Source organism: Pseudomonas sp. NY15463, assembly GCF_048068415.1.
Classification (GTDB): Bacteria; Pseudomonadota; Gammaproteobacteria; order Pseudomonadales; family Pseudomonadaceae; genus Aquipseudomonas; species Aquipseudomonas mosselii_C.
In genome coordinates this window covers 265,302-288,231 of the sequence record NZ_JBLUQD010000007.1, presented here as the reverse complement: position 1 = coordinate 288,231, position 22,930 = coordinate 265,302, and the positions used below count along the sequence as shown (strand labels likewise).

The window sequence follows — 22,930 nt, the reverse complement described above, 5'->3', positions numbered from 1 at the left end:
CAGCGATCTCAGACCAGTGTCTCGATGCGCAGCGTATTGGTCGTGCCCGGCTTTCCGAACGGGACACCGGCGGTGATCAGCAGGGTGTCACCCCGGCTGGCCATGCCTTGGGCTTGGGCAATCTCCAATGCGGTGGACACCACCTCATCGACCTGGCGCAGACGGTCGTTGACCACCGAATGCACGCCCCAGGTCACGCTCAGGCGGCGCGCGGTCTTGAGGTTGGGGGTCAGGTTGAGGATCGGCGCACGCGGACGCTCGCGGGCGGCGCGCAGGGTCGATGCGCCCGACTCGCTGTAGTTGACCAGCACCGCTACCGGCAGAATGCCGCTGATCCGGCGAATCGCGCAGCTGATGGCGTCCGACACCGTGGCCTCGGCCTTGGGCCTGCCGACCTCCAACTGGGCCTGGTAGTCGGGGCCGTTTTCTACCTGGCGGATGATCTTGCTCATCATCTGCACCGCCTCCAGCGGGTAGTCGCCCGATGCCGTTTCGGCCGACAGCATCACCGCATCGGCGCCTTCGGCCACGGCATTGGCCACGTCGGTGACCTCGGCGCGGGTCGGGGCTGGTGAGAAACGCATGGATTCGAGCATTTGCGTGGCTACCACCACCGGCTTGCCCAGTTGGCGGCAGGTGTCGATGATGCGCTTCTGGATCTGCGGCACGCTTTCGGCGGGCACCTCCACGCCCAGGTCGCCACGCGCCACCATGATCGCGTCGGACAGCTCGGCGATGGCGCCCAGTTGCTCGACCGCCGAGGGTTTCTCGATCTTGGCCATCAGATAGGCACGATCACCAATCAGCTGGCGGGCCTCGACGATGTCTTCAGGGCGCTGCACGAACGACAGCGCCACCCAATCGACCCCCAGCTCCAGGCCGAAGGTCAGGTCGCGGCGGTCCTTTTCGGTGAGTGGTGACAGGTCCAGCACCGCCTGGGGCACGTTCACGCCCTTGCGGTCGGACAGCTCGCCACCGTTGAGCACTTCGGTGTCGATGGCATCGCTGTGCTTGGCGGTTACCCGCAGGCGCAGCTTGCCGTCGTCCAGCAGCAGGTGCATGCCCGGTTGCAGCGCCGCGATGATTTCCGGGTGCGGCAGGTTGACCCGGCGGCTGTCGCCTGGGGTCTTGTCCAGGTCCAGACGCAGGGCCTGGCCGCGTTGCAGTTGGACCTTGCCTTCGGCGAAGCGGCCTACGCGCAGCTTGGGCCCTTGCAGGTCCATGAGGATACCCAAGGGGTAGTTCAGTTGCTGCTCGACTTCGCGGATCCACTGGTAGCGCAGGGCGTGGTCGGCATGTTCGCCGTGGCTGAAGTTCAGGCGGAAGATGTTCACCCCGGCTTCGACCAGCTGGCGGATGTCGTCGATGCCTTTGATCGCAGGGCCGAGGGTGGCGAGGATCTTCACTTTTTTATCAGGCGTCATGATTGGGCAGTCTCGAGGATCAGGATGGCGCGGAAGTCGTTGACGTTGGTGCGGGTCGGCTCGGTGACGATCAGTGCATCGAGCGCGGCGAAGTAGCCGTAGCCGTTGTTGTTGTCCAGCTCGTCGCTGGCCGACAGGCCCAGGGCCTCGGCGCGGGCGCAGCTGTCTGGGGTCATGCAGGCGCCGGCGTTTTCTTCCGAGCCGTCGATGCCGTCGGTGTCACCGGCCAGGGCGTACACGCCCGACAGGCCCTTGAGGCTTTCGGTGAGGCTGAGCAGGAACTCGGCGTTGCGCCCGCCACGGCCATTGCCGCGTACGGTGACCGTGGTCTCGCCGCCGGAGAGGATCACGCAGGGAGCCTTGAGCGGTTGGCCATGCTGGACGATCTGCCGGGTGATACCGGCATGCACCTTGGCCACCTCACGCGACTCGCCTTCCAGGTCGCCAAGGATCAGCGGGCTGAAGCCGGCCTGGCGAGCTTTCACGGCAGCGGCTTCCAGCGACTGCTGGGGCTTGGCGATCAGTTGGAAATGGCTGCGCGCTAGGGCCGGGTCATCGGCCTTGACGGTTTCCGAGGCGGGGTTTTTGAGCCAGTCGATGACCGCTTGCGGGGCGGCGATGTCGTAGCGCTTTAGAATCGCCAGGGCATCGGCCGAGGTGCTCGGATCGGCCACGGTGGGGCCGGAGGCGATGACCGTGGCCAGGTCTCCAGGCACATCGGAAATCGCATAGGTGTACACCGTGGCCGGCCAGCAGGCCTTGGCCAGGCGGCCGCCCTTGATCGCCGAGAGGTGCTTGCGCACGCAGTTCATCTCACCGATTGTGGCGCCGGATTTGAGCAGCGCCTTGTTGATCTGCTGTTTGTCGGCGAGGGTCAGGCCGTCGGCGGGCAGGGCCAGCAGGGCTGAGCCACCGCCGGAGAGCAGGAAGATGACGCGGTCGTCTTCTGTAAGGTTGCTGACCAGTTCCAGCACCCGCTTGGCTACGGCTAGCCCAGCGGCGTCGGGGACCGGGTGTGCGGCTTCGACCACCTCGATCTTTTGGCAGTTGGCGCCGTGGCCATAGCGCGTCACGACCAGGCCCGAGACCTCGCCTTGCCAGCATTTTTCGACCACTTCAGCCATGGCGGCGGCGGCCTTGCCGGCGCCGATGACTATCACCCGGCCGCTGCGGTCGGCGGGCAGGTAGGGTTCGAGGACCTGGCGGGGGTGGGCGGCGGCGATGGCTGTGTCGAACAGGTCGCGGAGAATTTTTTGCGGATCGACCGACATGGCAGGCTCCCTTTATTGTTGTTCTGCGCAATTGAAAACGCCCCTGGAACTGCCTCCGTGCAGGCCGAACCAGGGGCGGTCCCCAGAGCTGCAAGCTTCAAGCTACAAGCCGCAAGCAAAAGCAGATGGGCTTTCACTGGCTGCTTGAGGCTTACAGCTTGAAGCTTATTTCTCGTCGCGAATCGAGAAGTTGGCCATGTGCTCCAGGCCTTTGATCAGCGCCGAGTGGTCCCAGTTGCCGCCGCCCAGCGCTACGCAGGTGCTGAACACTTGCTGGGCGTTGGAGGTGTTGGGCAGGTTGATGCCCAGCTCCTTGGCGCCTTGCAGGGCCAGGTTCAGGTCCTTCTGGTGCAGGTTGATGCGGAAGCCTGGGTCGAAGGTGCCCTTGATCATGCGCTCGGCGTGTACTTCGAGGATCTTCGAGGAGGCGAAGCCGCCCATCAGCGCCTCACGTACCTTGGCCGGGTCGGCGCCGTTCTTGGCAGCGAACAGCAGGGCTTCGCTGACGGCCTGGATGTTCAGCGCGACGATGATCTGGTTGGCTACCTTGGCGGTCTGGCCATCGCCGTTGCCGCCGACGCGGGTGATGTTCTTGCCCATGGCTTCGAACAGCGGCAGCGCGCGCTCGAAGGCTTTCGGGCAGCCGCCGACCATGATGCTCAGGGTGCCGGCCTTGGCGCCGACTTCACCGCCGGATACCGGGGCGTCCAGGTAGGCGGCGCCGGTGGCCTTGATCTTCTCGGCGAAGGCTTTGGTGGCGGTGGGGGAGATCGAACTCATGTCGATCACCACCTTGTTCGGGCCCACGCCTTCGGCAACGCCGTTGTCACCGAACAGGACGCTCTCGACCTGCGGGGTATCGGGGACCATGACGATGATGAATTCAGCTTCCTGGGCCACCTCTTTCGGGTTGGCCAGGGCCACCGCGCCGGCGGCGATCAGGTCAGCTGGCGCTGCGTCGTGGTGGGTGGAGACGAAGAGACTGTGACCTGCTTTTTGCAGGTTCTGAGCCATGGGCTTGCCCATGATGCCGGTGCCGATGAAACCGATTTTAGCCATGAGAGATTACCTCGTTGTATTTGTTGAATCTCGATGGAGCAGGCAACGCAGGCCCTCTGGTTGGACGCGGAACACTGAGGAGCGGGTTTACCCGCGAATGCGATGGTGGCTTCTCTGACGCGTTCGCGGGTGAACCCGCTCCCACAGGGCCTTGTGTTATCCCATAGGGGCCTGTGCTCAGCCCTTAGATTGCGTTGTGCGTCTTCAGCCAGCCCAAACCTGCCTCGGTGGTGGTCTTGGGCTTGTATTCCGCGCCCACCCAGCCCTGGTAGCCGATGCGGTCAAGGTGCTCGAACAGGAAGCGGTAGTTGATCTCGCCGGTGCCCGGTTCGTGGCGACCCGGGTTGTCGGCCAGTTGCACGTGGTTGATCTGCGCCAGGTTGGCTTCCAGGGTGCGCGCCAGGTCACCTTCCATGATCTGCATGTGGTAGATGTCGTACTGCAGGAACAGGTTGTCGCTGCCCACCTCGGCCTGGATGTCCAGTGCTTGTTTTGTGGTGTTCAGGTAGAAGCCTGGAATGTCGCGGGTGTTGATCATTTCCATGACCAGGCGAATCCCTGCGCCCTTGAGCTTGTCGGCGGCGTAGCGCAGGTTGTCGACGAAGGTCTTGCGCACGCTCGCGCAGTCCGGGCCTTGCGGGCGGATGCCGGCCAGGGCGTTGACCTGGGTGTTGCCCAGCACCTTGGCGTACTCGATGGCCTTGTCGACCCCGGCGCGGAACTCTTCGACGCGGTCAGGGTGGCAGGTGATACCGCGCTCACCGTTGGCCCAGTCGCCTGCTGGCAGGTTGAACAGCACCTGAGTCAGGCCGTGGGCGTCGAGCTGCTGCTTGATTTCGGTTGCGCTGAAATCGTAGGGAAAGAGGTATTCGACGCCGCTGAAGCCAGCATCGGCGGCCGCTTTGAAGCGGGCCAGGAAATCCTGTTCGGTGAACAGCATGGACAGGTTGGCAGCGAAGCGAGGCATGCTTGTCTCCTTGCGTTGAAGGCCCCCGCGCAAGGTGCGGGGGCGTCGGGCGATCAGTCCAGCAGCGAGATAGCGGTCGGCGCGTCGTTGCCGACCAGGGCGAGGTCTTCGAACTCGTTGACTGCGTTGATCTCGGTGCCCATGGAAATGTTGGTGACGCGCTCGAGAATCACCTCGACCACCACCGGTACGCGGAACTCTTCGGCCATCTTCTGCGCCTTGAGCAGGGCAGGGCCGATCTCGGCGGGTTCGAACACGCGGATGGCCTTGCAGCCCAGACCTTCGACCACGGCGACGTGGTCGACGCCATAGGTGGCCGCGTCGGTGGCGTTGATGTTCTCGAACGCCAGTTGTACACAGTAATCCATGTCGAAGCCACGCTGGGCCTGACGGATAAGCCCCAGGTAGGCGTTGTTCACCAACACGTGGACGTACGGCAGGTTGAACTGCGCACCCACTGCCAACTCTTCGATCATGAACTGGAAATCGTAGTCACCGGACAGCGCGACCACCTTGCGTTTCGGGTCGGCCTTGACCACGCCCAGCGCTGCCGGGATGGTCCAGCCCAGTGGGCCGGCCTGGCCGCAGTTGATCCAGTGGCGGGGCTTGTACACATGCAGGAATTGCGCACCGGCGATCTGCGAAAGGCCAATGGTGCTGACGTAGCAGGTGTCCTTGCCGAACACCTGGTTCATTTCTTCGTACACGCGCTGCGGCTTGACCGGCACGTTGTCGAAGTGGGTCTTGCGCTGCAAAGTGGCTTTGCGCTGCTGGCAGTCTTCCAGCCAGGCTTTGCGGCACTTGAGCTTGCCTGCGGCCTTCCATTCGCGGGCCACTTCAAGGAACACCTCCAGCGCCTTACCAGCGTCGGAAACGATACCCAGGTCAGGGGTGAACACACGGCCGATCTGGGTTGGCTCGATGTCCACGTGCACGAACTTGCGGCCTTCGGTGTAGACGTCGACGGAGCCGGTATGGCGGTTGGCCCAGCGGTTGCCGATGCCGAACACCAGGTCGGACTTGAGCAGGGTAGCGTTACCGTAGCGGTGCGAGGTCTGCAAGCCGACCATGCCGACCATCTGCGCGTGGTCGTCCGGGATGGTGCCCCAGCCCATCAGGGTCGGGATCACCGGCACGCCGGTCAGCTCGGCGAACTCGACCAGTTGATCGCTGGCGTCGGCGTTGATGATGCCGCCACCGGCCACCAGCAGTGGGCGCTCGGCGTCATTGAGCAGCGCCAGGGCCTTTTCGGCTTGCACGCGGGTGGCGGACGGCTTGTGCACCGGCAGTGGCGCGTAGGCGTCGATGTCGAACTCGATCTCGGCCATCTGCACGTCGAACGGCAGGTCGATCAGCACAGGGCCTGGGCGACCGTTGCGCATTTCATAGAAGGCTTTCTGGAACGCATAAGGCACTTGGCCTGGTTCCAGTACGGTGGTGGCCCACTTGGTCACCGGCTTGACGATGCTGGTGATGTCGACGGCCTGGAAGTCTTCTTTGTGCAGGCGCGCACGGGGTGCCTGGCCGGTGATGCAGAGGATCGGGATCGAGTCGGCCGAGGCGCTGTACAGACCTGTGACCATGTCGGTGCCGGCAGGGCCGGAGGTGCCGATACACACGCCGATATTGCCTGGATTGGCGCGGGTGTACCCCTCGGCCATGTGCGAGGCACCTTCGACGTGGCGAGCGAGGACGTGATCGATGCCACCGACTTTTTTCAGGGCCGAGTACAGCGGGTTGATGGCGGCGCCCGGAATGCCGAACGCAGTCTCTACACCTTCACGGCGCATGACCAGAACGGCTGCATCGATTGCTCTCATTTTGCTCATGATTTGTGCCTCATCGATTTTGTAATTGTATACAACTTTCGTTGCGGCAGAGTGTATTCATGCTTTGTGGTAAAGGTCAATCCATTTTCGTCGGCGGGCTGGACTGGGCAGTCGCGCCCCTAAAGGGCGGCATTTCGTCGCAGTTGGTGGGTTTGATTTAAAAAATTGTATACAAGAATGTGTTTTGTTGTGTTCTATTTGTTGATCGGTTTTCAACTGCCCTCAGGGCTTCTCACAACAAGAAGAGGACCTTTTCATGAACGCATTGACCCTTGATGTCGCCGTTGCTGTGGTGAACGCTGCACTGGCTGCCGGTCGCACGATCAACGCTGCCCCGTTGACCGTCGCGGTACTGGATGCTGGTGGGCATTTGCTGGCCTTGCAGCGCGAGGATGGCGCCAGCCTGCTGCGTCCGCAGGTGGCCATCGGCAAGGCCTGGGGCGCGGTGGCCCTGGGCAAGGGTTCGCGCCTGCTGGCGCTGGACGCGCAACAGCGCCCGGCGTTTTTCGCCGCGTTGAACGGATTGGGCGAGCGGCCGGTGGTGCCGGCGCCGGGTGGGGTGCTGATTCGCGATCAGGCGGGCAAGGTGCTGGGAGCGGTAGGGATCAGCGGGGATACGTCGGATATCGACGAGCAGTGTGCGATCAGTGCGATCGAGGAGGCAGGGCTGACGGCGGATGCCGGTGCAGCGGCCTAAGCCCTGCGCGCTTCTAAAGGCAATTGCAAACCCCTGTAGGAGCGGCCCCGTGCCGCGATGGGCTGCAACGCAGCCCTATTGGTCCTGTCAGGCCGCCTCAGGTTCGCAGCCCTTCAACACCAGCCGAATGATGGTTTCGGCAGCGGCTTCATAATCGCTGTCGGCCAGTTTGGCCTTGCCGGTGATCACCGAAATCTGCCAGTCGAAATCAGCGTAGGTCTGGGTCGCCGCCCAGATGCTGAACATCAGGTGGTGTGGGTCCACAGGCGCGATTTGCCCGCGTTCGATCCAGCGCTGGATGCAGGCGATGTTGTGGTGTGCCTGTGCGTTGAGCTGCTCCACTTGGCTTGGCGAAAGGTGCGGGGCGCCGTGCATGATTTCGCTGGCGAAGACTTTCGAGGCGTGCGGCAGGTCGCGGGAGATCCGTACCTTGGAGCGGATGTAAGCGCTCAGCACTTCCTTGGGGTCGCCTTCGGCGTTGAACGGCGTGGAGGCCTGCATGATCGGCGCGATGATGCTTTCGAGCACCTCGCGGTACAGGTTGTCCTTGGACTTGAAGTAGTAATACACGTTCGGCTTGGGCAGGCCCGCCTTGGCCGCGATGTCGCTGGTTTTGGTGGCGGCGAAGCCCTTGTCGGCGAATTCTTCACTGGCCGCGCGCAGGATCAGCTCCTTGTTGCGCTCGCGAATGGTGCTCATTGTCAGGGGTCTTCCTCGTGTCTGGCCCCCTGCAAACGGGGTCTGGCATGGTAGCACCGGCCCTGATCGCCGCTCAAGGCAGGGTCTTTGGGCTAGAATCGCGACCATCCGAACACACTGGAAACATTTCGACATGGCAGGCAGCAACTTACTGGTACTGATCGACGATATCGCAACGCTACTCGACGATGTTTCGCTGATGACCAAGGTGGCGGCGAAGAAAACCGCTGGCGTGCTGGGCGACGACCTGGCCCTCAATGCCCAGCAGGTCACCGGTGTACGTGCCGAGCGGGAGATCCCGGTGGTGTGGGCGGTGGCCAAGGGCTCGCTGTTGAACAAGGCGATCCTGGTTCCGGCCGCACTGCTGATCAGTGCGTTCATTCCCTGGGCAGTGACCCCATTGCTGATGGTGGGCGGCGCCTACTTGTGCTTCGAAGGTTTCGAGAAGCTGGCGCACAAGTTCCTGCACAGCAAGGAGGACGACGATGCCCAGCACTCGGCGCGCAAGCAAGCCCTGGCCGATGCCAGCGTCGATCTGGTCGCGTTCGAGAAAGACAAGATCAAAGGCGCGGTGCGCACCGACTTCATCCTGTCCGCCGAGATCATCGCGATTACCCTGGGCACCGTGGCCGATGCGCCGCTCACCCAGCAAATCATCGTACTCTCGGGTATCGCCGTGGTCATGACCCTGGGGGTCTACGGCCTGGTGGCGGGCATCGTCAAACTTGACGATCTGGGGTTGTGGATGACGCAGAAGGCGTCGAAGCTCAGCCGTCGTATCGGCAATGGCATCCTGCGCGCGGCGCCGTACATGATGAAGAGCCTGTCGGTGATCGGCACGGCAGCGATGTTCCTGGTCGGCGGCGGCATCCTGGTACATGGCATCGCGCCGTTGCACCACGCCATCGAAGTGTTTGCCGACGGGCGCGGTGGCGCGTTGACGGGGGCCTTGCTCAACGCGGTGGCCGGCGTGGTCGCGGGTGCCGTGGTGCTGGCAGTGGTCAGCGTTGTCGGCAAGCTGTGGAAGGCGATTCGCCCGGCACAGTGACCGGGCGAATCGCGTGGGGCGACTGGCCTGCCTTCAGGGGGTGAGTGCCACCCCTTTATCCTGCGGCTTCCACGCCAGCAGCCCCTGGCTGAAGCCGTGGGCTGCACTCTGGTAATAAGCGATTGCCCGGCGTACCAGCGCATTATCGTTCCCGACACTGCGCTCGTGGCTGTTGCCCAGCGCATCTTCATGCACGCGCAGCTCGCCCCGTGGGCTGAGGATGGCCAGGTCCTTGCCGTCGAACAGCCCCAGATGCTGGTAGTTGCCGATCAGCACCCGTGGCGGCAGGTTATCGCCCTTGAGCAGGTCACGGCCGAAGAAGGTCGAGGTGTAGCTCAGGTTCAGCAGGCCTAGCAGGGTTGGGGCCAGGTCGATCTGGCTGGCCAGGGTCGGGTTCTCGCCCGGCTCGACCAGCTTCGGTGCGTAGATCCACAGCGGAATCTGGTAGTTGCGCACCGGCAGGTCTTCCTTGCCGGCGCTGCCGGCGGTGTGGTCGGCGACGAACACGAACAGGGTGTCGTCGAACCACGGCTTGTCCTTGGCCTCTTGCAGGAACTGGGCGATGGCGTAGTCGGTGTATTTCACCGCGCCCTCGCGACCGTCACCAGAGGGGATGTCGATGCGTCCGTCCGGGTAGGTGTAGGGGCGGTGGTTGGAGGTGGTCATCAACTGCAGGAAGAATGGCTTGCTGGCAGCATGATCGAGGTCGGCCAGCTTGAGCGCCTGGCGGTACAGGTCCTCGTCGGCCATGCCCCAGGCGTTCTTGAAGCTGATCTCGCTTTCGTCGATGCTGCTCTGGTCGACGATGCGGTAGCCATTGCCGCTGAAGAACGCGTTCATGTTGTCGAAGTAGCCACGCCCGCCATACACGAATACCGGGTCGTAACCCACCGCCGCCAGTTGCTGCCCGAGGCTCGCATAGCCGCTTTCACGGCCGATGCGTTTGACGATCGAGCGTCCAGGGGTGGGCGGGATCGACAGGGTGATAGCCTCCAGGCCACGGTCGGTGCGGGTGCCGGTGGCGTAGAAGTTGTTGAAGTACAGGCTTTTCTGGCGCAGCGCGTCGAGGTTGGGGGTGAGGTTGCCTGGCCCGCCGTTGCTGCCCATGTACTTGGCACTGAAGCTCTCGATGGTCACCAGGATGATGTTGGGCGTGCGTTGCGGGCCGTTGGCGCTGATGTGGTGGCGGATGTCCTGGGGCTCGCGGCGGTCGAAGCGGGCGTTGGCGGCGGCGAGTTCGCGCTGCATCTGCGCGCCGACCTCCTCGGCACCGAGCGTGGCGTAGAACTGGCCATAGTCCAGCTCGTTGTTACGGAAGGCGGCGAAGAACTGGTACGGGCCATTGCTGGCCAGTTCGCGCTGATAGGCATTGCCGTCGGTGCTGCGTGGGAACTGTTGGTCGACCAGTACCAGCAGCACGGCGCACAGCGCAGCCAGTGCGCTGGCCCCGGCCAGGCGCTGGCGTGGTGTGGCGAGCGGCGCGGACAGGGCCTTGAGCAGCGGTTTGCGCAGCAACAGGCTAAGCAGTGCGGCGGCCACGGCCAGGCCGCCGAGCAGTGTCGGCAGCGGATAGGACTCGCGAATGTTGTCCAGCACTTCCTTGGAATACACTAGGTAGTCCACGGCGATGAAGTTGAAGCGCACGCCGAACTCGTCCCAGAACAGCCATTCGGCCGCGGCGACGAATAGCATCAGGAACAGACTCGCGGTCAGCACACCTTGCAGCAGCGCACGGTGCACGCGCGAGTGCCACAGCGAGGCTGGACACAAGGCCAAGTACAGTCCAAGTGGCAGGGCGGCATAGGCGAGGAAGGTCAGGTCATATAGGGCGCCGGTAAAGAACACGGCCAAGTAGTTGCCGCTGAATTCTTCGGCGTGGGCAATGAGTAACGCGCCACGGGTAAGTAGGAAAATGCTGAACCAGACAGAGCAAAGTAACAGCAGAAAGCGCCAGGGGGCGTGCAGAGGTGCGCGCATTGAGATTCGCCTATGTCCTTATTTGGGTAAGAAAAGGCAAGCAGAATAACGGCGAGTTCGCAAAAATTTTGTCAAAATTTTGCTGTCGGCAGACAGAAAGTTCCTGTTTATAGTGCCGGATTTTTCGGGTGGCGAAGAGGCGCTGCTCATGTTCGGTGCTTTATTGACTTACGATGTCTATCACCTGGCGTTGTACGTGCTGTCGGCGCTGGGTTGGGGTGCCCTGGGGGCTGCGCCATCTCTTGCACGGCAGTGGGCGCGGGGCGCTGCTGCGTTGCTGTGACCTGTTCGGGGTGGCCTTGTTGTTCAACGGCGTGATGTTGTTGCTGGATATTCAGCGGGTGTTGGAACACGGCCAAGTCGTGAGTGTGTTGCTGATCGGTGGGGGACTGGTGCCGGGCGTGTTATTGCTGATGGGCAGGGCGGGGGTTCTTGTGGGTAAGAAAAGTCTAAATTCGCTGTAAGTAAATTCTTACGATATTGAAAGAAACAGCGCCTTTCATAAAAAGGCGCTGTTTCGTTAGACCGATCAGAAGTGCACTTTGACCAGGAAACTCATGGTGTTCTGGTCGGTGGTGAAACCGTCACTGTCCTTGATCCCGTACTTGTTTTTCCAGTAGTCGTACTCGACACCCACATACAACTGCTTCTCGCCCAGGTGCAGGGCCTTGCCCAGGTCGTACTTGACCTGCGGGTTGAAGTGCAGGTTGGCCTGGTAGGTGCCGTGGCGGTTTTCGTCGTTGTCCACCACCCAGTCCATGAAGCCGTCGATCAGGATATCGGACGAGCCGACCGGCAGGGTGTAGGACCACACCGGGGTGATCTGCCAGACGTTGTCGCCGGCGCGGCTGCCGTCGGTGGTGCGCTGATAGAAGTTCAGCTGGAAGTAGTCGAAGCCTGGGAGGTCCAGGTCGAAGCCTGGGCCGATCAGGTAGGATTCGGTGTCACCCTCGCCGAACTCGTAGGTCATGGCCAACAGCACGTCCTTGACCGGGCCGAACTCCAGCTTCTGGTCGAAGATCTTGCCGAACGAAAGGCGTGGGCTGATCTCGCCGTAGTAGGTGTTCGGGCCGTTGCCCTCGTCTTTCTTGCCTTGGTAGAAGATCTTGTCGACGAAGAGGAAGTTGTCGCCGTACTTCCACGCATCGGCGTGTTCGAAGGTGACGGTCTGCTGGATCTGCGGGTTGACCTTGAAGCCCTTGCCCCACAGGTAGGTGAGGCTGTTGTTCTGCCACTGCAGCAGGTCGTCGGCTTGGCTGGCGCCGCAGGCCAGCAGGCCGCCGGCGAGGATCAGGCTATTGATGATGCGCATTGCGTGTGTCGCTCCCTTGATGTGGATCTGTTGTCAGCGCTCGGGCGCTGTTTTTGTCTTTTGAGTCAGCTTTTTTCGATTGGCCACAGCTGTTTGGCAAGAGCTGCGCCAACTTTTCCGGGTTGGGCGCAACCATCCTGCTCGACGGCTTTCTGAACGGATGAAATGGGTGTTTCAGGCTGGCAACACGTTGGCCAACCGCCCGAATTCATTGACTGAGCGGTCAGCAAACGCGGGCAGGATCCGTCCTGCCCCGATCGAGGGGGCGCGCAGATTACTGGCTTGCGCGCCGGTCCTCAAGTGCTCCTTCCTGGAGCGTCATGCTACAAACTTGTGCGACTGGTCAGGTTGTTAAAAATGAACCTTGACCAGCGCGCTGGCCACGCTTTGGTTGCTTTGCAGGTTGCCACGGCTGTCGATGCCGTATTTGTCCTTCCAGTAGCTGTATTCGAAGCCGACGTAGAGCTGCTTGGCGCCGATGTTCAGGGCCTTGCCCAGGTCGTACTTGACCTGTGGGTTGAAGTGCAGGTTGGCATGGTAGGTGCCGCGGCTGTTCTGGTCGTTGTCCGGTACCCAGTCCATGTAGCCGTCGATCAGGATGTCGGACTTGCCCACCGGGAGGGTGTAGGACCAGCCGGGGGTGATCTGCCACACGTTGTCGCCGGGGCGTGGCCCTTCGGTGTTGCGCACGTAGAAGTTCAGGGTGAAGTAGTTGAAGCCGGGGATGTCGAGGTCCAGGCCTGGGCCAATGAGGTAGGCTTGGTTGTCGCCCTCGCCACGCTCGTAGGTCATGGCCAGCAGCACGTCCTTGACCGGGCCGAGGGCCAACTTGCGGTCGAGGATCTTGCCGAACGACAGGCGTGGGCTGAACTCGCCGTAGTAGGTGGTGACGCCTTTGCCTGGGTCGGCCTTGCCGTTGTAGAAGATCTTGTCGATGAACAGGAACGTGTCGCCGTACTTCCACTTGTTGGCGTGTTCGAAGGTGATGGTCTGCTGGATATCGGGGTTGACCTTGAAGTCCTTGCCGTACAGGTAGGTCAGGCTTTCGCCGTGCCACTGCAGCCATTCGCCTGCATGCGAGGGGAGAGTGGCCAGCAGGCTGCTGCCCAGCAACAGCGATGTGGTGATGCGCTTCATGTGGTGATTCCCGGACTTATTGTTTTTGTTAGCGGTTTTTTCGGCGCGCAGGCGCCCCGGGCGGCCCATTCCGGCGGGCCGACGGTGTCGTTTGCGTGGCTTGAGCGGGGCGGCAGGTGTCGCCCCTTACAGGCTCAATGCGGGTGGCAGGCGTCGTTGTGCACGGCGCGCTCGGCTCCCCCAAGGATGTTGAACAGCAGGTTCAACACCAAGGCGCTGAGGGTGGCCATGGCGATGCCGCTGTGGGTGATGGGCTCCATCCATTGCGGCATCTGCGCGAAGAACTCAGGGCGCACCACCGGGATCAGCCCGAAACCGACGCTGACCGCGACCAGCAACTGGTTGCGCCGATCGCTGATGTCCGCTTCCTGGAGAATCTTGATCCCGGTGGCGGTGACCATGCCGAACATGGCGATGGACGCACCGCCCAGTACCGCAGGCGGAATCGAGGCGATCAGGAAGGCGGCCTTGGGCAGCAGGCTGAGCAGGATCAGCAGTCCCCCGGCCATTACCGTGACGTAGCGGCAGCGTACCCCGGTCATCTGTACCAGGCCGATGTTCTGCGCGAACGAGGAGTGGGTGAAGGTGTTGAAGAACCCGGCGATGAACGACGCACCGGCATCGCACAGCAGGCCGCGCCGCAGCATCCCCGGGGTCACTTCGCGATGGGTCACCTTGCCCAGGGCCAGGAACATGCCAGTGGACTCGACGAAGATGATCACCACCACCAGGCACATCGACAGAATCGGCGCCAGGCTAAAGGTCGGCATGCCGAAGTGCAGCGGCGTGACCACTTGCAGCCATGGCGTCTGGTCCAGGCCCGAGAGGTCGACCATACCGATGGAGCCGGCCAGCACATAACCCAGGCCCATGCCCACCAGCACCGACACGTTGACCCAGAAGCCGCGCATGAAACGGTTGATCAGCAGGATCACTGCCAGCACCAGGCCTGCGACCATCAGGTAGATTGGCGAGCCGAAGGTCTCGGCCTGTTGACCGCCACCGGCCCAGTTGACTGCCACCGGGAACAGCGACAGGCCAATCGAAGTGATGACCGTGCCGGTCACCAGAGGCGGGAAGAAACGCACGACCTTGGACATGAACGGCGCGATCAGCATGCCGAAGAACCCGGCGGCGATGGTCGCGCCGAAGATCCCCTGCAAGCCGACACCGGGCATGCCGGCCATGGCCACCATGCTACCGACCGCCGCGAAGCTGGCGCCCATCATTACCGGCATGCGGATGCCGACCGGGCCGATACCGAAGGATTGAATGATCGTGGCAACGCCGGCGACCAGCAGGTCGGCGTTGATCAGGAAGGCGATTTCCTCGCGGGACAAGCCCGCTGCCTGGCCGATGATCAGCGGCACGGCGATGGCGCCGCCGTACATCAGCAGAACATGTTGCAGACCTACCAGGATCAGCTGGAACAGGGGCAGGGGCTGTCGCGGCGGCGCAACCGGAATGTACGCCTTGGGTGACTCGGACATGCAGCACCTCGAGTTTTGTTTTTATTCTCGGAGCCAAGCGGCAAGCCCCAAGCGGCAAGCTTCAGGAAAAAGCTTGGATTCCCGCCTTGGAGCCTGACACTCGATGCTTGCTTGTTGCTGACTACTCGCAGCGTGAGACTTGCAGCTCGATCAATTGACCTGGGCGCCCTTGGCGATCCAGTCGCCGACCAGCTTGCGTTCCTCGGCGGTCATCTGGGTGATGTTGCCCAGCGGCATGATCTGGCTGGCAACCGCTTGCGCCTGGATGCGCGCGGCTTGGGCCTGGATCTGCTGCGGGGTGTCGAACATCACGCCGGCAGGCGCTGCGCTGAACAGTGGGCTGGTCGGCTTGGCCGAGTGGCATACGGTGCAACGCTCCTGAATGACGTTGTGGATCTTGTCAAAACCAGTGCCCGACGCCTGGGCGCTGGCCTGGGCAGGTGCCTCGGCGGTAGCGGCAGGGGCCTGGGCGGCCTTGGCAGCTTCCTCGGCGCGCAGTTCGGCGGCGCTCTTGCCACCCACGGCGGTGGCTGGCAGTGGCTGGTACTCGATCTTCGCGGCGGCCTGCTCTGGGGCGGTCGGCAGCGGCTTGGGGCCGGTGACGTAGGCCAGGCAGATCATCGCCAGGGCGCCGACCGGTAGGGTCCAGGCGTACTTGTTGCTGTCGTGGCGGGTGTTGAAGTAGTGGCGGATCAGCACCGCAGCCACTGCGATCCCGGCCAGGATCAGCCAGTTGTACTGGCTGCCGTAGGTGCTCGGGAAGTGGTTGCTGATCATGATGAACAGCACCGGCAAGGTGAAGTAGTTGTTATGGCGCGAACGCAGCAGGCCCTTGGCCGGCAGGACCGGATCGGGGGTGGTGTTGTTCGCGATTGCCGCTACCAACTGGCGCTGGGCCGGCATGATGATGCGGAACACGTTGCCGACCATGATGGTGCCGATGATCGCACCGGTGTGCAGGTAGGCGCCGCGGCCGCTGAACACCAGGCTGAAGCCGAAGCACGCCGCGATGATCAGTACGAACAGTACGCCACCGAGCAGGGCCGGTTGCTTGCCCAGGGGCGAGTCGCACAGGAAGTCGTAGATGAACCAGCCGGCGACCAGCGAGCCAATACCGATGGCCACGCCTTCGGCACCGCTCAGGCTGCTGCCAGGGGCCAGCAGGTAGAGCGTCGGGTTCCAGTAGAACACCACGCACAGCAGGGCGATCCCGGACATCCAGGTGAAGTAGGCTTCCCATTTGAACCAGTGCAAGTTCTCGGGCATCTTCGGCGGCGCCAGCTTGTATTTTTCAAGGTGGTAGATACCACCGCCGTGGATGGCCCAGAGGTCACCCGACAGCCCGTCGCGCGGATTGCTCCGGTTCAGGTTGTTTTCAAGCCAGACGAAGTAGAACGATGCGCCGATCCAGGCGACACCGGTGATCATGTGAACCCAGCGAATGCTCAGGTTCAGCCATTCGTGAAGGTGTGCTTCCACAGTATGTACCTCTCGCCAGTCACCGCGCGGGGATTGCACGGACGACGCCTATGCTGCGATCAAGCCAGGTCGAAAACCGGCGTCGAATGCGCATCTGCAACCTGCAAATGGCGCGTTCTCGCGTGTTTTCGCCTTGCCCGATCGCGGCTCGAGGCCTGTCGTACAGCCCCTTGGATGACCGACCTTTCTTATTGGTGGGGATTGAGGATCAACATCTGTTCCTCGGGGAAGTAATGCTCATCGCAGTTGTTACCGGAACCACTGCGATCAACCACCAGGAAGTCATCCCGCTTTTCGATCGTCAGCACCGGATGGTGCCAGACGCCGCGATGGTAATTAACGCCCTGCCTGCCATTACTGCGGAAGGCTCGGACCAAGCCTGATACAGGTGCATCGCCAACCGGCGCGACCACGATCAGAAAGGGGTTGCCGAGCAGCGGGATGAAAGCCTGGCTGCCCAGCGGATGGCGTTCCAGCATGCGCACGGTCAGCGGCATGTCCAGCGCGTCGGCGCGGAAAATGCTGATGATCGCCTTGTCTTCAGGCTCGGCGGTTTCGACCGTGGCGAGCTTGTGAAAGCGCATGGTCGAGCCGTTGTTGATCATGAAGTGGTCGCTGCCATCGGTTTCGATCACGTCACCGAACGGGGCGAAGGCTTCTTTGGTCAGGGGCTCGATCATCAGGGTGCGCATGCGGTTATCTCTTCTGTATGTTCGTTTTTATCGATGTTGGGTGGACCGGCCAGCCAGGCCCTGGGTGCGCTCGCGTCACGCACTCGGGCCAGGCTTGCCTTGAGTCCTCAAAGCTGCAAAAGGCGGAACAGGGCGATCAGGTTGATCTGCGCCAAGGCTTCCTTGAACTCGGCATCCTGGTCGTTGTGGATGCGCTTTTCGAAGGCGGCCAGGATCTGGTGCCGGTTGCTGCCCTTGACAGCCATGATGAACGGGAACTGGAACTTGGCCTTGTAGGCGTCGTTGAGTTCGGTAAAACGGGCAAACTCTTCGGCGGTGCACTGGTGGATGCCGGCACCGGCTTGCTCGTTGGTGCTCGATTCGGTCAACTCGCCCTGGATGGCGGCTTTGCCGGCCAGGTCCGGGTGCGCATTGATCAAGGCCAGTTGCTCGGTTTGGCTGGCGCTGAGCAGGATACCGCTCATGCGCTGGTGCAGCGCCTCGACCTCGTCCAGCTCGGCCAGCTGGCCCAGGTCATAGGCTTTTTCGGCGACCCACGGCGAATGCTCGTAGATGTCGGCGAACGCCTCGACGAAGGCCGCGCGGCTTAGGGTGGAGGGCTTGAGGGTCTTGAAGGCGGTCATCAGGCGTTCTCTTTCTTGTACGGGTGGGTGGCGTGCCAGTGGCGTGCGATGTCCACGCGACGGGCGAACCAGACCTGTTCATGGCTCTTGGCATAGTCGACGAAGCGCTTGAGCGCGGCCAGGCGCGCGGGGCGGCCGACCAGGCGGCAGTGCAGGCCGATCGAGAGCATTTTCGGCGCCTCGGCACCTTCGGCGTAGAGCACGTCGAAGGCATCCTTGAGGTACTGGAAGAACTGCTCGCCGCAGTTGAAACCCTGTACCTGGGTGAAGCGCATGTCGTTGGTATCCAGGGTGTAGGGGATCACCAGATGCGGCTTGCCGGTGGGGTTGTTCGGCTCCCAGTAGGGCAGGTCGTCGTCGTAGGTGTCGCTGTCGTACAGGAAACCGCCTTCTTCCATCACCAGGCGACGGGTGTTCGGCCCGGTGCGGCCGGTGTACCAGCCCAGCGGGCGTTCGCCGGTGAGGTCGGTGAGGATGCGGATGGCTTCGAGCATGTGCTCGCGCTCTTGCGCCTCGTCCATGTACTGGTAGTCGATCCAGCGGTAACCGTGGCTGCAGATCTCGTGGCCGGCCTGGGCCATGGCGCGGATCACATCAGGATGGCGCTGGGCGGCCATGGCTACGGCGAAGATGGTCAGTGGCACACCGCTGTCCTTGAACAGCTTGAGCAGGCGCCAGACGCCGGCGCGGCTGCCGTATTCGTAGAGCGATTCCATGCTCATGTTACGCACGCCCTGCAAGGGCTGGGCAGCGACCATTTCGGAGAGGAAGGCTTCGGATTCCTTGTCGCCGTGCAGGATGTTGCGTTCGCCACCTTCTTCATAGTTGAGCACGAAGGACAGTGCAATGCGGGCATTCCCCGGCCATTGCGGATGGGGGGGATTGTTGCCGTAACCGATCAGGTCGCGAGGATAGTCAGCGCTCACTGCAGTCTTCCTTCTTGTGCGTTAGTGCGGGGTGGGTGCGCCGCGTCGGGATGTCGCACCACCAGATGGGATGATTGTATACAACTTCTTAAATCTTTTGTAAGCCTGTTTTTCTGCATTTCTTCCCATCCGTCGTGCCGAAAAGCCCTGCAAGAAACCTGCCTGAATGGTCAGTTAATGCTGTTGGCACCGGCATGGGGCCTTGTTCAGCGATGGCTGGCCCCGTTTTGGGGCGGCTGCGCGAAGCGTCGCGGAAGGGTTCAAAAAATTGTGTACAATTTATTGATAAACTGTCTTAATGGCTGCATTCGCGCTCACCGCAGGCTCGGCGCCGGTTGGCTGGCGTGTATTTTCTGCCCACGCATATGACAAGAGGCGACAAGCACATGGGACGTTTGACCACACACGTACTGGATGCCGCGCACGGCTGCCCGGGCAGCTCGATCAAGGTCGAGTTGTACCGTGTCGAAGGCCAGCAGTTGGAACTGGTGCACACCGCCCTGACCAACAGCGACGGCCGCGTCGATGCGCCGCTACTGCAGGGCGACGACTACCGGACGGGCGTCTACCAATTGCAGTTCAGCGCCGGTGACTACTACCGCGCGCGCGGTGTGAAACTGCCGGATACCGCGTTCCTCGACGTGGTGGTACTGCGCTTTGGCATCGATCAGCAACAGGAGCACTACCACGTGCCGCTGCTGATCTCGCCGTACAGTTACTCGACCTACCGTGGAAGCTAGTTGGTCGCTAGAAGAATCTTCGTAGGTCCTTGGCCCGCTCTCACACTGGCGGGCTTTTTTTCGTTTGCTGTTTCTCCGACTTCAAATGGCATCATCGAGGTGACTGACATTTCTGTCAGTAGCCACGTTTGGGTGCATTGGTCATCATCGGGTCTCCTGTGGCAAGTGAAGAGCACGGCCAATGAACACTGCGTATTCACCCTATGGTTACAGGCGCACTCAACCAGCGCCGATCACGGTATTGGGTTTCACAGGCCAGTTTCTTGACGGTGTGCTGCAATGCCACGCACTCGGAAATGGGCGCCGTCTGTACAGCCCTTGTTTAATGCGGTTCATCAGCCCAGACGCTTTGAGTCCGTTTCTCAAGGGGGGGATCAATGCCTACGCTTACTGCCTGAATGACCCTGTCAATGGGCTGGACCCCACTGGCAATTGGCCCATTTTCAGGAACGGTGCCCGACCAGTGGGTCGTTTGGTTCAGCGGGTCGCCAGTCTTTATAAGTCGCTCACCGAGGACAGGGGGCTCACGAATAATCAATACTGGAACATGGCCGAGGAGATGGCTCATGCGAAAGCACAAGTTAAAAAAGCCTCGACCCAGTACAGGGTGGTCACGAGCAAAAGCGGCTTTGAGCAACTGGATCCAGGGCTGAATCACAAGTTTGTATTCACCCAAGAGGAAAAGTTTGTCGTGTTCAGCAGCCGGGATGATCCCACGATGCCTAGCCACGGCAGCCTTGCCGAATTTTCGGGGCTGGGTTATGGCACGAAAGGCCTTGGGGAGAGCGTAATCAGCGCCGGGTATGTCTTTATCGGTGATGGAGGTAAGATATCCCTCAATAATCATTCTGGTCACTTTCAGCCCCCCTTCGAGAATCTATATAAATTAAGCGGTTTCTTGGAGGGCATCGGTGTTGAGGTCAATTACATCCGAGCTTTCGGGTCTTGATATTTAGTGAATTCGCCGGCTGTTTTAATAGCTGGCTCGCGCATTGCCTGTAATGGAGGCACGCGCCAGTTGACAAAGGGGCGCGCAAGCGCCCTTTGCTGAAGCGAGGGCCTCAGAGAAACACGAACTTGGCAATGAAGATCACGCACAGCACCCACAGGCTGGCGGAGATTTCCTTGTACTTGCCCGTGCCCGCCTTCAGCGCCACGTAGCTGATGAAGCCCAGCGCGATACCGTCGGCAACCGAGAATGTCAGCGGCATCATGATCACCGTGACGATTGCCGGAATGCTGTCGGTGGCCTCGTCCCAATGGATGTGCGCCATGCTGCCCATCATCAGCATCGCCACGTAGATCAGCGCACCTGCTGTTGCATAGGCCGGAATCATTCCGGCCAGCGGGGCGAAGAACATTGCCGCGACGAACAGCAGGCCGACCACCACGGCCGTCAGGCCGGTACGCCCACCGGCCGCGACACCGGCAGCGCTTTCCACATAGCTGGTCACCGGCGGTACGCCCACCGCGGCGCCGAACACGCTCGACGCGCTATCGGCCTTGAGCGCCCGTGACAGGTTTTCGATGCGCCCATCCGCGGCCACCAGCCCTGCGCGCTGGGCCACGCCCATCAATGTGCCGGCGGTGTCGAACATGTGCACGAAGAGAAACGCCAGCACCACGCTGATCATGCTCACGTTGAACACCCCGGCCACGTCCATGGCCATCCAGGTCGGCGCCAGGCTTGGCGGCATCGACAGCACCCCTGCGAACTGCACCAGCCCCAGGCCCCAGCCGGCCAGGGTCACGCTGATGATGCTGATCAGAATGGCGCCGAACACCCGCTTGTAGCTGAGGATCGCGATCATCAGGAAGCACAGCGCCGCCAGCAGCGGCGCGGGCTCGTGCAGCGAGCCGAGCTTGATCAGCGTGGCCGGGCTGTCGACGACGATACCGGCGGTCTTAAGGCCGATCAGCCCGAGAAACAGCCCCACGCCTGCGCCCATGGCGTGGCGCAGGCTGACCGGAATGCTGTTGAGCAGCCATTCACGCACCCGCGAAAGGGTCAGGAACATGAACAGCACGCCCGAGATGAACACCGCCCCCAGCGCGGCCTGCCAGGTGTAGCCCATGGTGCCGACCACGGTGTAGGTGAAGAACGCATTGAGCCCCATGCCCGGCGCCAGCCCTACCGGCCAGTTGGCGTACAGGCCCATCAGCAGGCAGCCCAGGGCGGCAGCGATGCAGGTGGCGACGAACGCTGCGCCGTGGTCGATACCAGCGTCGGCCATGATGTTGGGGTTGACGAAGATGATATAGGCCATGGTGATGAAGGTGGTCACCCCGGCGATCAGTTCGGTCTTCACGGTGCTGCCGTGTCGCTTGAGTTTGAAAATCCGTTCCAGCCAGCCCGTTTCGAGCGGTGGGGCGAGATCCAGCGTAGGTGCTTCGGATTTGCGGCTTTCCACAGCGAGTACTCCTCAATCTTTCTTGTTGTTCGAAGCCGGATCCTGAGCGATGCACTTGGGGGCTTCGTGGGAGAGGTGTGGCAGACGTCCGACCATTTTGTTGACTAATGGGTCAGGAAGTTGCTCGCAGGATTATGCTTTTGTGTACAAAGAATGCAAATAATGTTTTATCTTTCCTGCGCAGAAACTGCCGTACAACGGCTATATAGGTAAAAGGCCACCTGCAGAAACGGGGCAGCCTGTGTACAATGGCGCCATACCTTGGCCTACCAACAACTCCCGGACTTGCCATATACCCGCTGACAGGCGTTACAGTCACGGTTCGACTGGCAGATCCTTCGTGCTCGAGAGCCCATGAACGAACAGCTGCAACCTCTGAAAAAACCTGCGCGCACCGGCAAGGCCGGCCGCAGCGGTACCCAGGACGATATCGTCTACGCGCACATCTTCGAGGCCATTCTCGAACAGCGCCTCGCGCCGGGCACCAAGTTGAGCGAGGAAGCGCTGGGTGAGATCTTCGGTGTCAGCCGCACCATCATCCGTCGCGCACTGTCGCGCCTGGCCCACGAGAGCGTGGTGCTGCTGCGGCCCAACCGCGGCGCGGTGGTGGCCAGCCCAACGGTCGAAGAGGCCCGCCAGGTATTTTTCTCGCGACGTATGGTCGAGCGCGCCATCACCGAGCTTGCGGTGCAGCACGCCACTCACGAGCAACTCAACGAGCTGCGCCAGATGGTGCGCGAGGAGCGCGACAGTTTCTCGCGTGGCGACCGTGGCGCTGGCATTCGCCTGTCCGGCGAGTTCCATCTCAAACTTGCTGAAGCCGCTGGCAATGCACCGCTGGTGAGCTTCCAGCGCAGCCTGGTGTCGCAGACTTCGCTGATCATCGCCCAGTACGAAAGCGGCAACCGCTCGCACTGCTCCTATGACGAGCATATGCAGCTGATCGATGCCATCGAGGCACGCGACGCGCAGCAGGCAGTGAACCTGATGATGCACCACATGGACCACATCGACAGCAAGTTGAACCTGGACGAAGACAGCGCCTCGGACGACCTGCACGCGGTGTTCTCGCACCTGCTGAAGAAGCCCAAGGCTGCCGCCAAGGGTTGATCGTTTGCCTGGTTGACTGAAATGGGGCCGCATAGCGGC

General features: G+C 61.9%; 21 protein-coding genes. 6 read left to right on the top strand and 15 right to left on the bottom strand.

The annotated features are described in order from the left end of the window. Positions 1-8: 8 nt before the first annotated feature. From pyk to gcl, 5 genes are all read right to left on the bottom strand, one after another. The gene (gene pyk, locus ACNFIC_RS19170) at positions 9-1,424 is read right to left on the bottom strand and encodes a pyruvate kinase (protein WP_138220276.1); all 1,416 of its coding nucleotides are present in this window, start codon (positions 1,422-1,424) and stop codon (positions 9-11) included. Continuing rightward, complete coding sequence (locus tag ACNFIC_RS19165; protein ID WP_416781637.1) at positions 1,421-2,695, bottom strand: glycerate kinase type-2 family protein; 1,275 nt, start codon at positions 2,693-2,695, stop codon at positions 1,421-1,423. The genes pyk and ACNFIC_RS19165 overlap by 4 nt, the downstream gene beginning before the upstream one ends. Positions 2,696-2,860: 165 nt before the next feature. After that, the gene (locus ACNFIC_RS19160; RefSeq protein ID WP_138220274.1) at positions 2,861-3,754 is read right to left on the bottom strand and encodes a 2-hydroxy-3-oxopropionate reductase; all 894 of its coding nucleotides are present in this window, start codon (positions 3,752-3,754) and stop codon (positions 2,861-2,863) included. Positions 3,755-3,938: 184 nt separating this feature from the next. Then, on the bottom strand, positions 3,939-4,721 hold the full coding sequence (gene hyi, locus ACNFIC_RS19155) for a hydroxypyruvate isomerase (protein WP_138220273.1): 783 nt from the start codon (positions 4,719-4,721) through the stop codon (positions 3,939-3,941). A gap of 53 nt (positions 4,722-4,774) precedes the next feature. Continuing rightward, positions 4,775-6,550 carry a glyoxylate carboligase gene (gene gcl / locus ACNFIC_RS19150; RefSeq protein WP_138220272.1) on the bottom strand — a complete coding sequence of 592 codons (1,776 nt, stop codon included), beginning with the start codon at positions 6,548-6,550 and terminating at the stop codon, positions 4,775-4,777. A 256-nt stretch (positions 6,551-6,806) separates the two neighbouring features. On the opposite strand from gcl, the gene ACNFIC_RS19145 reads away from it, so the two are divergent. Continuing rightward, positions 6,807-7,247, top strand: coding sequence for a GlcG/HbpS family heme-binding protein (locus ACNFIC_RS19145; RefSeq protein ID WP_138220271.1), 441 nt, complete (start codon positions 6,807-6,809; stop codon positions 7,245-7,247). Between the two features lie 87 nt (positions 7,248-7,334). Here ACNFIC_RS19145 and ACNFIC_RS19140 read toward each other — a convergent pair whose 3' ends face one another. Continuing rightward, the gene (locus tag ACNFIC_RS19140) at positions 7,335-7,946 is read right to left on the bottom strand and encodes a TetR/AcrR family transcriptional regulator (protein ID WP_138220270.1); all 612 of its coding nucleotides are present in this window, start codon (positions 7,944-7,946) and stop codon (positions 7,335-7,337) included. 133 nt (positions 7,947-8,079) lie between these two features. On the opposite strand from ACNFIC_RS19140, the gene ACNFIC_RS19135 reads away from it, so the two are divergent. Then, positions 8,080-8,994 (top strand): DUF808 domain-containing protein, encoded by a 915-nt coding sequence (locus tag ACNFIC_RS19135; RefSeq protein WP_416781636.1) that lies wholly within the window; start codon positions 8,080-8,082, stop codon positions 8,992-8,994. Between the two features lie 33 nt (positions 8,995-9,027). On the opposite strand, the gene ACNFIC_RS19130 is transcribed toward ACNFIC_RS19135, so the two are convergent. Next, positions 9,028-10,971: an LTA synthase family protein gene (locus ACNFIC_RS19130; RefSeq protein WP_416781635.1), complete on the bottom strand. Its 1,944-nt coding sequence runs from the start codon at positions 10,969-10,971 to the stop codon at positions 9,028-9,030. 173 nt (positions 10,972-11,144) lie between these two features. On the opposite strand from ACNFIC_RS19130, the gene ACNFIC_RS19125 reads away from it, so the two are divergent. Next, complete coding sequence (locus ACNFIC_RS19125; protein WP_416781634.1) at positions 11,145-11,435, top strand: hypothetical protein; 291 nt, start codon at positions 11,145-11,147, stop codon at positions 11,433-11,435. Positions 11,436-11,500: 65 nt separating this feature from the next. Here the strand turns inward: ACNFIC_RS19125 and ACNFIC_RS19120 are convergent, their stop codons facing one another. From ACNFIC_RS19120 to puuE, 7 genes are all read right to left on the bottom strand, one after another. Continuing rightward, complete coding sequence (locus ACNFIC_RS19120) at positions 11,501-12,283, bottom strand: outer membrane protein OmpK (RefSeq protein ID WP_416781633.1); 783 nt, start codon at positions 12,281-12,283, stop codon at positions 11,501-11,503. A gap of 351 nt (positions 12,284-12,634) precedes the next feature. After that, on the bottom strand, positions 12,635-13,420 hold the full coding sequence (locus ACNFIC_RS19115; protein WP_138220266.1) for an outer membrane protein OmpK: 786 nt from the start codon (positions 13,418-13,420) through the stop codon (positions 12,635-12,637). A gap of 134 nt (positions 13,421-13,554) precedes the next feature. Next, positions 13,555-14,910, bottom strand: a complete 1,356-nt coding sequence (locus tag ACNFIC_RS19110) for a nucleobase:cation symporter-2 family protein (protein ID WP_138220265.1) — start codon at positions 14,908-14,910, stop codon at positions 13,555-13,557. Between the two features lie 150 nt (positions 14,911-15,060). Next, positions 15,061-16,389 (bottom strand): urate hydroxylase PuuD, encoded by a 1,329-nt coding sequence (locus ACNFIC_RS19105; protein ID WP_416781632.1) that lies wholly within the window; start codon positions 16,387-16,389, stop codon positions 15,061-15,063. A gap of 188 nt (positions 16,390-16,577) precedes the next feature. Then, positions 16,578-17,081, bottom strand: coding sequence for an ureidoglycolate lyase (locus ACNFIC_RS19100; protein WP_138220263.1), 504 nt, complete (start codon positions 17,079-17,081; stop codon positions 16,578-16,580). Positions 17,082-17,188: 107 nt separating this feature from the next. Continuing rightward, a complete protein-coding gene (gene uraD / locus ACNFIC_RS19095) occupies positions 17,189-17,704 on the bottom strand; it encodes a 2-oxo-4-hydroxy-4-carboxy-5-ureidoimidazoline decarboxylase (protein ID WP_416781631.1) in 516 nt (171 codons plus the stop codon). Next, the gene (puuE, locus tag ACNFIC_RS19090) at positions 17,704-18,630 is read right to left on the bottom strand and encodes an allantoinase PuuE (protein ID WP_138220261.1); all 927 of its coding nucleotides are present in this window, start codon (positions 18,628-18,630) and stop codon (positions 17,704-17,706) included. Before puuE ends, uraD begins: the two co-directional genes overlap by 1 nt. 386 nt (positions 18,631-19,016) lie before the next feature. Between puuE and uraH the strand changes: the two genes are divergently transcribed. Together uraH and ACNFIC_RS19080 are read left to right on the top strand one after the other, a co-directional pair. Continuing rightward, positions 19,017-19,370, top strand: coding sequence for a hydroxyisourate hydrolase (uraH, locus tag ACNFIC_RS19085; protein WP_138220260.1), 354 nt, complete (start codon positions 19,017-19,019; stop codon positions 19,368-19,370). Positions 19,371-19,551: 181 nt separating this feature from the next. Further along, positions 19,552-20,319, top strand: a complete 768-nt coding sequence (locus ACNFIC_RS19080) for an RHS repeat-associated core domain-containing protein (RefSeq protein WP_416781630.1) — start codon at positions 19,552-19,554, stop codon at positions 20,317-20,319. A gap of 112 nt (positions 20,320-20,431) precedes the next feature. Here the strand turns inward: ACNFIC_RS19080 and ACNFIC_RS19075 are convergent, their stop codons facing one another. Further along, a complete protein-coding gene (locus ACNFIC_RS19075; protein WP_138220258.1) occupies positions 20,432-21,781 on the bottom strand; it encodes an NCS2 family permease in 1,350 nt (449 codons plus the stop codon). A gap of 354 nt (positions 21,782-22,135) precedes the next feature. On the opposite strand from ACNFIC_RS19075, the gene ACNFIC_RS19070 reads away from it, so the two are divergent. Next, positions 22,136-22,891 (top strand): GntR family transcriptional regulator, encoded by a 756-nt coding sequence (locus tag ACNFIC_RS19070; RefSeq protein ID WP_138220257.1) that lies wholly within the window; start codon positions 22,136-22,138, stop codon positions 22,889-22,891. Positions 22,892-22,930 lie beyond the last annotated feature (39 nt).

Bases quoted from the DNA above. Each gene is read 5' to 3' on its own strand.
- pyk (WP_138220276.1), bottom strand. From the start codon at position 1,424: ATGACGCCTGATAAAAAAGTGAAGATCCTCGCCACCCTCGGCCCTGCG.
- ACNFIC_RS19165 (WP_416781637.1), bottom strand. From the start codon at position 2,695: ATGTCGGTCGATCCGCAAAAAATTCTCCGCGACCTGTTCGACACAGCC.
- ACNFIC_RS19160 (WP_138220274.1), bottom strand. From the start codon at position 3,754: ATGGCTAAAATCGGTTTCATCGGCACCGGCATCATGGGCAAGCCCATG.
- hyi (WP_138220273.1), bottom strand. From the start codon at position 4,721: ATGCCTCGCTTCGCTGCCAACCTGTCCATGCTGTTCACCGAACAGGAT.
- gcl (WP_138220272.1), bottom strand. From the start codon at position 6,550: ATGAGCAAAATGAGAGCAATCGATGCAGCCGTTCTGGTCATGCGCCGT.
- ACNFIC_RS19145 (WP_138220271.1), top strand. From the start codon at position 6,807: ATGAACGCATTGACCCTTGATGTCGCCGTTGCTGTGGTGAACGCTGCA.
- ACNFIC_RS19140 (WP_138220270.1), bottom strand. From the start codon at position 7,946: ATGAGCACCATTCGCGAGCGCAACAAGGAGCTGATCCTGCGCGCGGCC.
- ACNFIC_RS19135 (WP_416781636.1), top strand. From the start codon at position 8,080: ATGGCAGGCAGCAACTTACTGGTACTGATCGACGATATCGCAACGCTA.
- ACNFIC_RS19130 (WP_416781635.1), bottom strand. From the start codon at position 10,971: ATGCGCGCACCTCTGCACGCCCCCTGGCGCTTTCTGCTGTTACTTTGC.
- ACNFIC_RS19125 (WP_416781634.1), top strand. From the start codon at position 11,145: ATGTCTATCACCTGGCGTTGTACGTGCTGTCGGCGCTGGGTTGGGGTG.
- ACNFIC_RS19120 (WP_416781633.1), bottom strand. From the start codon at position 12,283: ATGCGCATCATCAATAGCCTGATCCTCGCCGGCGGCCTGCTGGCCTGC.
- ACNFIC_RS19115 (WP_138220266.1), bottom strand. From the start codon at position 13,420: ATGAAGCGCATCACCACATCGCTGTTGCTGGGCAGCAGCCTGCTGGCC.
- ACNFIC_RS19110 (WP_138220265.1), bottom strand. From the start codon at position 14,910: ATGTCCGAGTCACCCAAGGCGTACATTCCGGTTGCGCCGCCGCGACAG.
- ACNFIC_RS19100 (WP_138220263.1), bottom strand. From the start codon at position 17,081: ATGCGCACCCTGATGATCGAGCCCCTGACCAAAGAAGCCTTCGCCCCG.
- uraD (WP_416781631.1), bottom strand. From the start codon at position 17,704: ATGACCGCCTTCAAGACCCTCAAGCCCTCCACCCTAAGCCGCGCGGCC.
- uraH (WP_138220260.1), top strand. From the start codon at position 19,017: ATGGGACGTTTGACCACACACGTACTGGATGCCGCGCACGGCTGCCCG.
- ACNFIC_RS19080 (WP_416781630.1), top strand. From the start codon at position 19,552: ATGAACACTGCGTATTCACCCTATGGTTACAGGCGCACTCAACCAGCG.
- ACNFIC_RS19070 (WP_138220257.1), top strand. From the start codon at position 22,136: ATGAACGAACAGCTGCAACCTCTGAAAAAACCTGCGCGCACCGGCAAG.